This window comes from Streptomyces cinerochromogenes, assembly GCF_014648635.1.
GTDB lineage: Bacteria > Actinomycetota > Actinomycetes > Streptomycetales > Streptomycetaceae > Streptomyces > Streptomyces cinerochromogenes.
Genome location: NZ_BMRM01000001.1, coordinates 378314 through 391094 on the forward strand (window position 1 = coordinate 378314; position 12781 = coordinate 391094).

A 12781-nucleotide genomic window follows, 5' to 3' on the forward strand; every position below is an offset into this window, starting at 1 on the left:
TGTCATCAAGGGTCTCACGGACCGCACGGCGCACCCCACGTGATTACGGCAGCACGTGGGGTGCCCCGGCCGCCCTCCCGCCGGGAAGGCGGCCGGGGTCAGGAGGAGGACGGTTTGTAGTCGCTGCCGAGGATCACCGAGATGTCGGCTCCGGAGGAGACGCTGCCCTTGGTCACGGAGCCGGCGGGCAGGCCGAGGGTCTTGGCGACCTCGGCGGCGTCCGCCTTGTCGGCGGCGTCCGCGTAGAGCACCTTCGAGGTGGCCTGGGTGCCGGAGGCGCTGCCGCCCTCCAGGAAGGTGAAGCCGCCGTTGAGGAGCACGACGCGGGCCTTCTCCGTGTCGTCCTTCACACCGGTGGCGTTCTGCACGGAGACCCGGACCGCGGAGCCGGCGTCGGGGCTCTTGGCCGTGCCGCCGAGGATGCCCTTCACCACGCTGTCGCTGGTCTGCGCGCTGAGGGTGCCGTCCGCCTGCACGGGCAGCAGGGCGGTCTTGTAGTCGCCGCTCTTGGCGAGGTCGGCGAGCTTGGCGAGGAAGGCGCCGAGGTCCTTGTCGGTGAGCGGCGGGTCGAGGATCTGGGCGAGGGTCTGCACGGTGGTCGTGGCCGACGACGGGTCGGAGGACATCTTGCGCAGCACGCTCTGCATGACCTGGCCGAACCGCTCCAGCTGGGCGTTCTGGGACTCGTCGGCGGCGCGGTAGGTGGCGTAGGCGACGGCCATCTTGCCGCTGAGGGTCTGGTTCTGACCCTTGTGGACGAGCGGTGCGGCGCCCTTCTTCTTGGCGTCCGGGTCGGGCACGTCGGTGTCGGTGTCGACCTCGATGTTGCCGACGAGTTCGACGAGGTTCTGCAGGTAGGGCGTGTCGAGGCGCCAGGTGCCCTGGATGCTGGTGCCGAGGACCGTGTCGAGCTGGTCGCGGGTGCCGGAGGAGCCGTCGTCGTCCACGGACTTGGCGAGGGTCGTGGTGGAGCCGTCGTCGCCGGTCAGCGCGAGCGAGTTGGGCAGCAGGACCGTGGTGCCCTGCTTGGTGGTGGTGTTGTCGACCAGCAGCGCCGTGGAGGTGCCGCCCTTGGCGGTGTTGTGCAGGTGGACGACGAGCACGTCCCGCTTCTGGGCGGCGACCGAGGTGCCGCTGCCGGTCGTGCCGTCGGAGGAGGACAGACCGGGCAGCTTCCCGGCGTACCAGAGGTAGCCGACACCGCCGGTCACGACGAGGGCGAGGACGACGAGAAGCGCGATGATCCGGCTGCGGGCGCGGCGGCGGGCCTCCTCACGGCGCTCGGTGCGGTTCTCGGTGAACTTCAGCCAGTCGATGACGTCCTCGGAGTCGCCGTCCGGCTCCTCGACGAAGGCGAACTGCTCGGTGCGGTACTCCGGTTCGCCCGGGTCGGGCCCGGTCTCCTGCGGGACCCGCACGTCCTCCGCCGGTCCGGCCTGCTGCGGGATGTAGGCGGTCTGCTCGGCGACCCGCGGCTGCTGTCCACTGCTCGCCGCCTGCCCGTAGGGGTCGTAGCCGGTGGCGTCCTGGGTGCCGGTGGCGTACGGGTCGTACGGGGTCTGGGAGCCGTAGGGGTCGTAGGCGGGCGGCTGCTGGCCGGGGTCGTAGGAGTGGGCCGGCTGCCGGCCGGTGGCGTAGGGGTCGTAGCCGTAGCCCTGCTGCTGGGCGTACGGGTCGTAGGTGGCCTGCTGGGCCTGCGGAGCCTGCTGGGCCGGGACCTGCCCGTACACGGGCCGGCCGTACTCGTCGTAGCCGACGACTTCGTACGGGCCGGCGCCGTAGCCTGCGTCACCCGCGTCGTATCGGTCGTTCACCGGTGCCCCTCTCGGCTCACTCGCCGCGGTACAGCTCGCGCTTGTCGATGTAGCGCACGACTCCGTCCGGCACCATGTACCAGATGGGGTCTCCCTTGGCGACTCTCGCTCGGCAGTCTGTGGAGGAGATGGCGAGCGCCGGCACCTCGACGAGCGAGACGCCGCCCTCCGGCAGGCCGGGGTCGGCCAGGTGGTGGCCGGGCCGGGTGACGCCGATGAAGTGGGCGAGGGAGAAGAGTTCCTCGGAGTCCCGCCAGGTGAGGATCTGGCCGAGGGCGTCGGCGCCGGTGATGAAGAAGAGGTCGGTGTCGGGGTTGAGGGCGCGCAGGTCGCGCAGGGTGTCGACGGTGTAGGTGGGGCCGCCGCGGTCGATGTCGATGCGGCTGACGGAGAACTGCGGGTTCTCGGCGGTGGCGATGACCGTCATCAGGTAGCGGTCCTCGGCCGGGGAGACCTTGCGGTGGGACTTCTGCCAGGGCTGGCCGGTGGGGACGAACACCACCTCGTCCAGCTGGAACTGCGCGGCGACCTCGCTGGCCGCCACGAGGTGCCCGTGGTGGATCGGGTCGAACGTTCCGCCCATGACGCCCAGGCGCCGCTTGCCCGTGTGGGCGGGGCCGTGGCCCGGTCCGTACTGCGGATGCTTCACCGTGTCGTCGGCGGTCTTGTGCGCCGGACCGGTAGGCATGTCCTGCTCTCCCATGCGTGCAGACCCTACCGGCCCGGTCTCGGACGTCCGGCCGGGGACGGGGTCCCCGCTCAGCGGTCGCGGTTGAAGCGCGTGGTGATCCACAGCAGCAGGAGCAGGATGACCAGGGCGCTGCCGCCGGTGATGGCCGGGTTCAGGCTGTTGTGGTTTCCGCCGTGCTCCTCGCCCTCGGCGGCAAGGGTGACCAACTGGGCTGCGGCGCTGTGGAAGCTCATCTTCGGCAGGACCTATCGCGTGTGGGCGGAATAAAGATGTCGGCTCATCGTAAGCGGGCGGCGCTGCGGCGATCACGCCGACTCCGCCGTTGGGGACGGAGGGCGCCGGCGGCTCGGGCTCCATGGGGCCGTCCGCTGCCTTGCGGTGGGGAACTTTCCCCACTCGTCAGTCGTCCTTCTGCTTGTAACCGCGCAGCAGGAACCAGGCGGTCAGGACGCAGCCGAGGACCATCACGATCAGCACGATGCGGAGCAGGTTTCCCGTTCCGTGCTGCTGGACGGCGCCGGCGGCGGCCTCGGTCAGCCGGGCGGCTGCGGGGTGGTGCTCCATGGCGGGACTCCTTCGGGTGTACTGCCCGTCCACGGTATCGCCGCCTAGGCTGGGCCCCGCCTCGGGGGCACAGTGGGGCACTCATACGCACATGGGGGAAGACATGTCCGACGACGGCCACCAGCACACGGGGCACGAGCGGGTGCCGAGCAGGCAGCGCAGGCGCTTCCCGGGGATCTCCTCGCGCGCGTACGAGCACCCGGCCGACCGCTCGGCCCTGGTCGCGCTGCGCAAGCTGAGCGGGTTCGACACCGTCTTCAAGGCGCTCAGCGGGCTGCTGCCGGAGCGGAGCCTGAGGCTGCTGTTCCTGTCCGACTCGGTGCGGGTCTCCGAGCGGCAGTTCTCGCACCTGCACGACATGCTGCTGGACGCGTGCTACATCCTGGACCTGGAGAAGGTCCCGCCGATGTACGTCACGCAGGACCCGCAGCCGAGCGCGATGTGCATCGGGCTGGACGAGCCGATCATCGTCGTCAGCACGGGGCTGGTGGAGCTGCTCGACGAGGAGGAGATGCGGGCGGTCATCGGCCACGAGGTGGGGCACGCGCTGTCCGGGCACGCGGTCTACCGCACGATCCTGCTGTTCCTGACGAACCTCGCGCTGAAGGTCGCGTGGATCCCGCTGGGCAACCTCGCGATCATGGCGATCATCACGGCGCTGCGGGAGTGGTTCCGCAAGTCGGAGCTGTCCGCCGACCGGGCGGGGCTGCTGGTGGGCCAGGACGTCCGGGCCTCGATGCGGGGCCTGATGAAGATCGCGGGTGGCAACCATCTGCACGAGATGAACGTGGACGCGTTCCTGGAGCAGGCCGAGGAGTACGAGTCCGGGGGCGATCTGCGCGACTCCGTGCTGAAGATTCTGAACGTGCTGCCCCGCTCGCACCCGTTCACCACCGTGCGGGCCGCCGAGCTGAAGAAGTGGGCCGAGTCGCGGGACTACCAGCGGCTCATGGACGGCCACTATCCGCGGCGCAGCGAGGACCAGGACACCTCCGTCAGCGACTCCTTGCGCGAGTCGGCGGCCAGCTACGCGAGCGATGTGAAGAGTTCCAAGGACCCGCTGATGAGGCTGGTCACGGACCTCGCGGGCGGCGCGGGCGACATCGGCGGCCGGGTCCGCCGAGGCTTCGACGGCTTCCGGAGCCCCCCGCCGGCCAAGGGGGACGCCCCGGGCGGGGACGAGGAGTAACCGGGGACCACGCCTGGACCGCCGACCGCTGCGGCAGCGCTCACACCCTCCGCAGCGCGGGCACCCTCGGCGGCGCGCGCACCTTCAGCAGCGCTCACACCCTCGGCTGAGCCCCCGTGGCCAGCGTCCCGCACAGGGCCGTGGGGCTGTCCGTCTCGTAGGGGTTGGTTCCCGCGGGGGCACCCGAGCGGGCTGTCTGGCCGGCCAGGAGGGGGCGGAGGTAGGCGGCGGAGTCCTCGGCGCAGGCGAGGGGGCCCGCCTGGACGTAGGAGGTGATCAGCTGGACCTGGCGGGTGCGCAGGTCGTCGCGGTCGAGGTGGAAGGTCAGCGCGCGACGGACCGTGAAGAGGGAGGCGGGGGCGTCGGCGGCGCCGGTGGGGCGCAGGGCGTAGACGAAGGTGTGGTCGGCCGTGATCTCCAGCGTCGCCGAGTCGGCCTCGGTGACCTCCAGGGAGCCGAGCACACGGATCCGGTCGTCGGCCAGCTGGGCCCGGGCGGGATCGATGCGGATCACCCAGCCGGTGGGCGCGTGCCGGCCGTCGGCCGCCGGGTGGTCGAAGCTCTGGTCGAACTGGTCGAGCTGGTCGGAGTCGATCAGGGACCGGGCGGGGCGCACCTCGCGGCCGGTGAGCACCTCCGGGTAGAGCGAGGAGCGGACGATGTAGTCCTTGACGGTGGTGAGGGCGGTCACCACCTGGCTGTCGGAGAAGTGGGCGGTGCTGCGCGAGGGCGGCAGGGGTATGCCCTTGGCGCCGGTCTCGAACGGGGCGGCGGGGCTGCGGGCGTACAGGCTCTCGGCGTCGGCGGCGCCGGGCACCTTGCCCTGCGGGGCGAGCGGGATGACCGTGATCCGCAGGGATTCCACGGGCCGCCGGGTCTGCGCGGAGCCGTACGGGTGACGGACGCCCATGTAGATCGCGGTGCCGAAGGCGACGGCGATCAGCAGGACGAGGAGCAGGGCCTGCCGGCCGAGTCCGCGGTGCAGGGGCGGGCGGCGGCGGACGGCGGGCGTGTGGTCGGCCATCCGCTCCTTGGCGGAGAACTCCTGGAGGCGGGCAGCGCGGACGAACGACTCGTCGAAGACGACGGATCGGTATTCGTCCTCCGCACCTCCGGGGCCGCCCTCGGGTGTCCCCTCCGGTGGGTCTCCAGGCCCGCCCATATCTTCAGAGTAGGTCTCGTGGAGCCCGGGTAAACGCCCTGCCGTGCGACAACTTCTGACAGGTTCTCACCAAGCGGGAGCGGGCGTTCAGGGCGCGTGCGGGATCGCCGAGACGGCCGGCCGGGAGTGGTCGGCGGGGGCGCCGGGCGGGGAGACGCCGCCTTGTTCCAGGCCGGTCGAGGCGGGGGCGGGTACCCGGTCGCGGGTGCCGGAGGAGCCTCCCCGGTAGACGGCGGCGAAGGCCAGGGCGACCATGCCGATGCCCATCACGACGGCGAGGACCCAGGCCACGGGTCGGTGCCAGCGGACCTGCTTGCCGTAGGGGCCGAAGACGCCGTGGCGGTCGCCGAGGACGTGGGCGTCGTCCAGCTCGTCGTCGTCCTGATCTTGGCCGAATGCGGTGCCGTCGGGGCCGTAGTCGTCGTAGTGCTCGCCGCGGGCGTGGGCGCGGCGGGCTTCCGCCTCGGAGGCCTCGGCCCTGGCCTGGGCGGCGGCCAGGAGGCGTTCGACGGCGGTCGGCTCATGGACCGTGGCCGCCTGCACGAAGGCCTCGTCGAAGACCACGGAGGCGAACTCGTCGTCCGACACCCCGTGGTCGTGGTCGTCGTCGGGCTCCCAGCCGTCCGGGAACGGCGTGCCCCCCACGTCCTCCGGCACGGGTCCAGAGTAGACCTGGGGGGTCAATTTGGGCAGACGGTATGGAAATTCGTCTGCCTGGTGAGACGGCGTTCAGGACACCGGCCGCACCCCGTCCGGCTCGCCCGGACGGGTGAGCGGGTCAGCGGCGTACGTGTCCGTCGCCGGTGACGATGTACTTCGTGCTGGTCAGCTCCGGCAGGCCCATCGGGCCGCGGGCGTGGAGCTTCTGGGTGGAGATGCCGATCTCGGCGCCGAAGCCGAACTGGCCGCCGTCGGTGAAGCGGGTGGAGGCGTTCACGGCGACGGTGGTGGAGTCGACCAGCTGGGTGAAGCGGCGGGCGGCCTGCTGGGAGGTGGTGACGATGGCCTCGGTGTGGCCGGAGGTCCACAGCCGGATGTGCTCGACGGCCTTGTCCAGTGAGTCCACCACCGCGGCGGCGATGTCGTAGGAGAGGTACTCGGTCTCCCAGTCCTCGGCGGTCGCCTCGACCACGGTGGCCTTGGAGTCCTTGGCGTAGGCCATGACCCGCTCGTCGGCGTGGACGGTCACGCCGGCCTCGGCGAGGGCGTCCAGGGCGCGCGGCAGGAACTCGGGGGCGATGTCCTGGTGGACGAGGAGGGTCTCGGCGGCGTTGCAGACGCTGACCCGCTGGGCCTTGGAGTTGATCAGGATCTCGATGGCCGTGTCGATGTCGGCCTGGGCGTCGACGTAGACGTGGCAGTTGCCGGTGCCGGTCTCGATCACGGGGACCGTCGACTCGTTGACCACGGTCTGGATCAGGGAGGCACCGCCGCGCGGGATGAGGACGTCGACCAGGCCGCGGGCCCGCATCAGCTCGCGGACGGAGTCGCGGCTCTCCCCCGGCACCAGCTGGACGGCGTCGGCGGGCAGCCCGGCGCCGCCGACGGCGTCGCGGATCACCCGGACGAGGGCGGTGTTGGACTCGTAGGCGGAGGCGGAGCCGCGCAGCAGGACGGCGTTGCCGGACTTCAGGCAGAGGGCGGCGGCGTCGACGGTGACGTTCGGCCGGGCCTCGTAGATGATGCCGACGACACCGAGCGGGACGCGGACCTGGCGCAGGTCGATGCCGTTGGGGAGGGTGGAGCCGCGGACGACCTCACCGACCGGGTCGGGCAGCCCGGCGACGTCGCGGACGTCGCAGGCGATGGCGCGGACCCGCTCGGGGGTGAGGGTGAGCCGGTCGACGATGGCCTCGCTGGTGCCGTTCTCCCGGGCCTTGGCCACGTCCTTGGCGTTGGCCTCGACGATCTCGGCGGTCCGGACCTCCAGGGCGTCGGCGATGGCGAGCAGCGCGTCGTCCTTCACCGCGCGCGGGAGCGGTGCGAGGTCGGCGGCGGCGGCCTTGGCCCGGTAGGCGGCCTGGGTGACCGGGGACATCGAGTCGTACGGCGAGAGCGTGGTCATGAGGGAAGGGTAGTGCGCGGGACGGGGCGGTTCAGCGGACGTCCCACACCCCGAGACACCCCGTGATACCCCAAACCGGGCGAACCGCAGCCCTGGCCCGCACCTCGGCCCGCACTCCGCCCGCACTCGGCCCTCACTCCCGCCCGGCCTCGCGCCCGGCCCCGACCGCTGGCCTCCGCGCCCGCGCCCCGGCCCGTCCCGCCCGGCCTCGACCGCCGGCCTCCGCGCCCGGCCTCCGCGCCCGCGCCCCGGCCCGGCCGGCCTCCGCCCGCGCCTCGCCCTCACTCCGGCCCAGATCGACCGCCGGCCCCGGCCCCGACCCCGGCCCCGCGTCTCCCGCGACCCGCCCAAGCCCCTGCCGACGCCCCGGCTCCCGGATCCCCCGGCCCTCCGACTCCCCCGGGCCCCCAAATCCCAGCTCCCGGACCCCCGGATCCGCCGGTTCCCCGTCCCGGCTCAGAACGGATGCACCCCCACCGGCGTCGCCGGCGGTGGGCCGTAGCCCTCGGCGATGCGCTGGTGGTAGGTCTCGCGGTCGATGACCTCCAGGCCGACGATCTCCCAGGGCGGCAGGCCGGAGCTCTGCCGGTGCTCGCCCCACAGGCGCAGCGCCACGGCGGCGGCGTCGTGCAGGTCGCGGGCCTCTTCCCAGTACCGGATCTCCGCGTGGTCGGTCGCATATCTGCTGGTCAGCAGGAAGGGGTGGTCGTGGGCGAGCTGTTCCAGGGCCCGCCGCAGTTCGGGCAGGGGCACCTTCTCCCCGGAGACGCTGAGGGTGACGTGCCACAGCCTGGGCAGGTCCTTGGGCTCCTCATAGGTGTCCCCGGCCGCGACGCTCGTCAGAGCACCGCGGGACGCCGCCCCCGGGCGCACTCGTCTCACGACGGCCTCCTTCACGCATGGCTCGCATGGTCTGCATGGCGCGCACAACCTGCATGGCGCGCACGGCTCGCGTGGCGTGCGCGGCGCGCATGGCTCGTACTGGCTCGTATGGCTCGCATGGCCCCTTGACGGAACGTGTTCCCATCGACATGTCCCCGAGACAAAGTTGAGCAGGCCGCCGGGCTCCGCGTGGGGGTTTTACGGAACGTCCCCCACCGGGGGCGTTCCTTACGCCCTGTTTTACGAGCTGTTTTGCGAGAGTCAGGTGTGGAGCAGGACCAGGTCGTCCCTGTGTACGACCTCGCGTTCGTACGCGGCGCCCAGCTCCCGCGCCAGCTCCCGGGTCGACCGTCCGATCAGCCGGGGGATCTCCCTGGCGTCGAAGTTGACGAGCCCCCGGGCCACCGCGCGGCCCGACGCGTCCCGCAGTTCGACGGGGTCGCCCGCGCTGAACTCGCCCTCCACGGAAGCGATTCCGGCGGGCAGAAGCGACTTGCGCCGCCTGACGACCGCGTCCACGGCCCCGTCGTCCAGGATCAGGGCGCCCTGCGGGGTGGAGGCGTGCTGGAGCCACAGGAGGCGGTCGGCGGAGCGCTTGCCGGCGGGGTGGAAGTAGGTGCCGGTGTCGCCGCCGGCGAGGGCCTCGGCCGCGTGGACGGCGCTGGTCAGCACCACCGGGATGCCGGCGGCGGCGGCGATCCGGGCGGCCTCGACCTTGGTGACCATGCCTCCGGTGCCGACGCCGGCCTTGCCCGCGCTGCCGATCTCGACGCCGGCGAGGTCCTCCGGGCCCTTCACCTCCGCTATCCGGGAGGTGCCGGGCTTGCTGGGGTCGCCGTCGTAGACGCCGTCGACGTCGGAGAGGAGGACCAGCAGGTCGGCGTGGACGAGGTGGGCGACGAGGGCGGCGAGGCGGTCGTTGTCGCCGAAGCGGATCTCGTCGGTGGCGACGGTGTCGTTCTCGTTGACGATCGGGAAGGCGCCCATCGCGAGCAGTTTGTCGAGGGTGCGGGAGGCGTTGCGGTGGTGGGCGCGGCGGCTCATGTCGTCGCTGGTGAGCAGGACTTGGCCGACCCGGACGCCGTAGCGGGCGAAGGAGGCGGTGTAGCGGGCGACGAGCAGGCCCTGGCCGACGCTGGCGGCGGCCTGCTGGCGCGCCAGGTCCTTGGGGCGGCGGCGCAGGCCGAGCGGGGCGAGGCCGGCGGCGATGGCGCCGGAGGAGACGAGGACGATCTCCCGTTCGCCGCCGCTCCGGCTCTTGGCGAGGACGTCGACGAGCGCGTCGACGCGGTCCGCGTCCAGGCCGCCCGCGGCGGTGGTCAGCGACGAGGAGCCCACCTTGACGACGATCCTGCGGGCCTCGCCCACGGCCTGCCTTGCCCTTGACACGGTGCCTTCTGTCCCCTCGCGCGTTCCGGCTGCCTGTCCGGCAATCTACGCGAAGTGGATCGGTCGGTGCGCGCCGGTCCACCTCCCGGACAGGCGCTGCGTAGTCGTTCGCTCACCATTTGCGTACGGCAAAAAGGTTGTATTGGTTGCCTGTAGAAATAAAAGGTCTCGCCAACATAAGTTGAAGTTTGTGTCACCTACTGTTCCCCCTGTGAACCGCATCCTGCTGCGGTCGGGCAAGAGCCCGTACGACGTCCTCTCCCTCGAAGAGGCCCTCCACCGGGACGTCATCGCCACCAACGCGGGCAATCTGATCTTCAGCGACGCCGCCCACAAGATCCTCGAAACGCCGGGCACCGAGGTCGTCTCGAACGGCATCGGCACCGACGTGTCGGCGGCGGCCCGGATCAACGAGGAGTACGACGCCTTCGTCGTGCCGCTGGCCAACGCCTTCCGGCCGTCCTTCGAGAACGGGCTGAAGCGCATGACCCGGTTGATCAGCAAGCTGCGGATCCCCGTGGTGGTGCTGGGCGTCGGCGCGCAGACCGGACTGAGCTACGACCCGGCGCGGCTGAAGCCGATGGAGCAGACCGTGCGCGAGTTCTGCGCGGCGGTGCTGGAGCGCAGCGCCTCGATCGGGGTGCGCGGCGAGTTCACCGAGCAGTACCTGCGGGACCTGGGCTTCCGGGACGTGGAGGTCATCGGCTGCCCGTCCCTGTTCCTGTACGGCCGCGACCTCGACGTGCGGAAGCGGTTGCCGGAGCTGACCTCGGACGCGCGGATCGCGGTGAACGGTTCGCACAGCGCGGTGCAGAAGCAGGGCCTGGACCGGATCATCAGCCGCACCCACGCCCGCTACCCGAACCTGTGCTTCGTCGGGCAGAACATCAGCGACGCGCGGCAGTTGCACTGGCGGGACCTGACGGACCCGAACGCGCTGGTGACGGCGATGCCGACGCATCCGGACCACCCGATGTACCGGGAGGGCAAGGTGCGGGTGTACGTCGACCCGATCACCTGGATCGACGACCTGCGGGACTTCGACTTCTCCTTCGGCTCGCGCATCCACGGCAACATCGCGGCGCTGCTCGCGGGGACGCCGGCGACGGTGCTGTGCGGGGACTCGCGCACGCTGGAGCTGTGCCGGTACTTCGAGATCCCGCACATGCGGCTGGACAAGGCCGCGAAGGACCCGGAGGCGGCGGATCCGGCGCGGCTGTACGAGCAGGCCGATCCGAGCGGGCTGGTCGGCGGCCACGGGGAGCGCTTCGACCGGTTCGTGGGGTTCCTGGACAAGAACGGGCTGCGGAACACCTTCACGCACGGCGACGGCGGGGCGGCCTTCGACAAGAGGATGCGCGCGCTGTCGTTCCCGCCGGGCGTGCGGCCGTGGAACGACGCCGATCTGGCCTCGCTCAGCAGCCGGTTCGGCTGGCTGCAGAGCCAGGTGACGGAGCTGAGCCGGCACAACGCCCAGTTGCGGCGGGAGCTGGCGAAGGCGCAGAAGGCGAAGCAGAAGGCCGCGGCGGCGGTGCCGGCCCCGGCCGCGTCCGTCTACCGGCGCGCGCGGCGCGTGGTGGGCCGGCCCCTGCGGCGCGCGCTGCAGGCGGGCAAGCAGTAGCGGACCTGCGGCGGCACGAGGCCCGGCGCATCCGCCGGAGGCGCGTCCGCCCGGGCCGCACCGGCCCAGGGCTCATCCGTCCAGGGCCCATCGGCCCGGGCGCCGTGATGACGCCGGGCCGGGCCGCTCAGGCCACCCCGGTCCGGGTCGCTCAGGCCACCCCGGGCCCGGCCACTCAGGCCACCCCGGGCCCGGCCGCTCAGGCCGCCGCCGCTCCGAAGCCCTTCCCCGGCAGCACGCGACGCAGGGTCCGCCGGGCCTTGCGCAGGACGCGGCGCGGGAGGGAGTTGGCGGCGGCCTCCCGGTAGCCGAGGAAGGCGCGGGCCTCACGCGGGTCGGCGAGGTAGATCTCGTCGGGGATGCCGGCCTTCCTGGACCGGAAGTGCGGGTAGATCAGGTACAGGCGGGTGCCGCGCTTCTCCAGCACGGCCGCGGCCTGCTTCTTCGCCTTGACGAACGTGACGACGTCCAGCAGCAGCTCGGGCCGCTGCATGGCGACCAGGTGCAGCCGCAGCCGCTCGTTCACCTTGAGGCGGCGGGCCACGCCGGGCGTCCAGTAGGCGTCCATCAGCGGCTTGGCCAGCTCGAACTTGTGCCGGCGGACCTCTTCGCTGTCGGTGAGGAACTTGGGCCCGAACTGGGGCAGCAGCGTGATGAGGAACGGCCGGACCATGAGGAGGTCGCGCTTCTCGCCGGCCGGGACCATGTCGGCGATCAGCTTCATCAGGGCGCGCGCGGAGTCGAAGCGGAGGGTGTAGCTGCCGGTCTTGGTGACCTGCTTGCCGTCGTCGCGGCCGACCAGGTAGTAGCAGGTGTAGTCGGCGACCACGGAGACGCCGTCGGCGCGCAGGTAGGCCTCCAGCGTGAACAGGGCGTCCTCGCCGGTGAACAGCGACTCGTCGAAGCGCATGCCGTGCTGCTCCAGCAGGGAGCGGCGGAAGAGCTTCTGCGCGCTGAGCGTGAACTTGATGTTGGAGGTGAAGACGTCGGCCCGGTCCAGCGTCTTGCCCCACATGGACTTCGGGGCGCTGCGGTTGACGCCCTCCACCTTGCCGAGGACGACGTCGGTGCCGTTCTTGTCGGCCATGGCGACCATGCGTTCCAGGGCCTCGGGGCCGAGGCGGTCGTCGGCGTCGAGGAAGAAGACGTAGCGGCCGGTCGCCTTGCCCAGGCCGACGTTGCGCGGCCCGCTGGGGCCGCCGGAGTTCTCCTGGCGGATGACGGTGACGGACATGGGGGCGCGGGCCGCGAACTCCTCCAGGCACTCGCCGGTGCCGTCGGTCGAGCCGTCGTCGACCGCGATGACCTCCATGCGCGCCGGGCCGATGGTCTGCGCCTCGACGGATGCCAGGCACTCCACCAGGTACGGCATCGCTTCGTACGCCCCGATGATCACAGTCACAT

At 71.8% G+C, this 12781-nt stretch carries 12 protein-coding genes; 2 read left to right on the plus strand and 10 right to left on the minus strand.

All coding sequences use genetic code 11. The features are described 5' to 3' along the window. Window positions 1-98: 98 nt before the first annotated feature. From IEZ20_RS01660 to IEZ20_RS01675, 4 genes are all read right to left on the minus strand, one after another. Window positions 99-1814, minus strand: a complete 1716-nt coding sequence (locus IEZ20_RS01660) for an LCP family protein (RefSeq protein ID WP_189294245.1) — start codon at window positions 1812-1814, stop codon at window positions 99-101. Window positions 1815-1830: 16 nt separating this feature from the next. Beyond that, complete coding sequence (nadD, locus tag IEZ20_RS01665; protein WP_189294246.1) at window positions 1831-2517, minus strand: nicotinate-nucleotide adenylyltransferase; 687 nt, start codon at window positions 2515-2517, stop codon at window positions 1831-1833. Between the two features lie 56 nt (window positions 2518-2573). Further along, window positions 2574-2738 carry a hypothetical protein gene (locus IEZ20_RS01670; protein ID WP_094221154.1) on the minus strand — a complete coding sequence of 55 codons (165 nt, stop codon included), beginning with the start codon at window positions 2736-2738 and terminating at the stop codon, window positions 2574-2576. Between the two features lie 166 nt (window positions 2739-2904). Beyond that, window positions 2905-3069, minus strand: coding sequence for a hypothetical protein (locus tag IEZ20_RS01675; RefSeq protein WP_189294247.1), 165 nt, complete (start codon window positions 3067-3069; stop codon window positions 2905-2907). A gap of 103 nt (window positions 3070-3172) precedes the next feature. Between IEZ20_RS01675 and IEZ20_RS01680 the strand changes: the two genes are divergently transcribed. Next, window positions 3173-4258: a M48 family metallopeptidase gene (locus tag IEZ20_RS01680; RefSeq protein ID WP_189294627.1), complete on the plus strand. Its 1086-nt coding sequence runs from the start codon at window positions 3173-3175 to the stop codon at window positions 4256-4258. A 94-nt stretch (window positions 4259-4352) separates the two neighbouring features. Here IEZ20_RS01680 and IEZ20_RS01685 read toward each other — a convergent pair whose 3' ends face one another. The 5 genes from IEZ20_RS01685 to proB all read right to left on the minus strand — a co-directional run bounded on the left by IEZ20_RS01685 (window position 4353) and on the right by proB (window position 9735). After that, complete coding sequence (locus IEZ20_RS01685; protein ID WP_189294248.1) at window positions 4353-5420, minus strand: SCO2583 family membrane protein; 1068 nt, start codon at window positions 5418-5420, stop codon at window positions 4353-4355. A gap of 87 nt (window positions 5421-5507) precedes the next feature. Continuing rightward, complete coding sequence (locus tag IEZ20_RS01690; protein ID WP_444545251.1) at window positions 5508-6077, minus strand: SCO2584 family spore wall biosynthesis protein; 570 nt, start codon at window positions 6075-6077, stop codon at window positions 5508-5510. A 121-nt stretch (window positions 6078-6198) separates the two neighbouring features. After that, window positions 6199-7485, minus strand: a complete 1287-nt coding sequence (locus tag IEZ20_RS01695) for a glutamate-5-semialdehyde dehydrogenase (protein ID WP_189294250.1) — start codon at window positions 7483-7485, stop codon at window positions 6199-6201. Window positions 7486-7941: 456 nt separating this feature from the next. Continuing rightward, a complete protein-coding gene (locus tag IEZ20_RS01700; RefSeq protein ID WP_189294251.1) occupies window positions 7942-8367 on the minus strand; it encodes a DUF8830 family protein in 426 nt (141 codons plus the stop codon). A gap of 261 nt (window positions 8368-8628) precedes the next feature. Next, a complete protein-coding gene (gene proB / locus IEZ20_RS01705; protein ID WP_189294628.1) occupies window positions 8629-9735 on the minus strand; it encodes a glutamate 5-kinase in 1107 nt (368 codons plus the stop codon). 232 nt (window positions 9736-9967) lie between these two features. On the opposite strand from proB, the gene IEZ20_RS01710 reads away from it, so the two are divergent. Beyond that, on the plus strand, window positions 9968-11377 hold the full coding sequence (locus tag IEZ20_RS01710) for a polysaccharide pyruvyl transferase family protein (RefSeq protein ID WP_189294252.1): 1410 nt from the start codon (window positions 9968-9970) through the stop codon (window positions 11375-11377). A 199-nt stretch (window positions 11378-11576) separates the two neighbouring features. On the opposite strand, the gene IEZ20_RS01715 is transcribed toward IEZ20_RS01710, so the two are convergent. After that, window positions 11577-12749 (minus strand): glycosyltransferase family 2 protein, encoded by a 1173-nt coding sequence (locus tag IEZ20_RS01715; protein WP_189294629.1) that lies wholly within the window; start codon window positions 12747-12749, stop codon window positions 11577-11579. Window positions 12750-12781 lie beyond the last annotated feature (32 nt).

Coding starts and splice junctions, on each gene's coding strand:
- nadD (WP_189294246.1), bottom strand. CDS start 2,517: ATGGGAGAGCAGGACATGCCTACCGGTCCGGCGCACAAGACCGCCGAC.
- IEZ20_RS01675 (WP_189294247.1), bottom strand. CDS start 3,069: ATGGAGCACCACCCCGCAGCCGCCCGGCTGACCGAGGCCGCCGCCGGC.
- IEZ20_RS01670 (WP_094221154.1), bottom strand. CDS start 2,738: ATGAGCTTCCACAGCGCCGCAGCCCAGTTGGTCACCCTTGCCGCCGAG.
- IEZ20_RS01715 (WP_189294629.1), bottom strand. CDS start 12,749: ATGCCGTACCTGGTGGAGTGCCTGGCATCCGTCGAGGCGCAGACCATC.
- IEZ20_RS01695 (WP_189294250.1), bottom strand. CDS start 7,485: ATGACCACGCTCTCGCCGTACGACTCGATGTCCCCGGTCACCCAGGCC.
- IEZ20_RS01680 (WP_189294627.1), top strand. CDS start 3,173: ATGTCCGACGACGGCCACCAGCACACGGGGCACGAGCGGGTGCCGAGC.
- IEZ20_RS01685 (WP_189294248.1), bottom strand. CDS start 5,420: ATGGGCGGGCCTGGAGACCCACCGGAGGGGACACCCGAGGGCGGCCCC.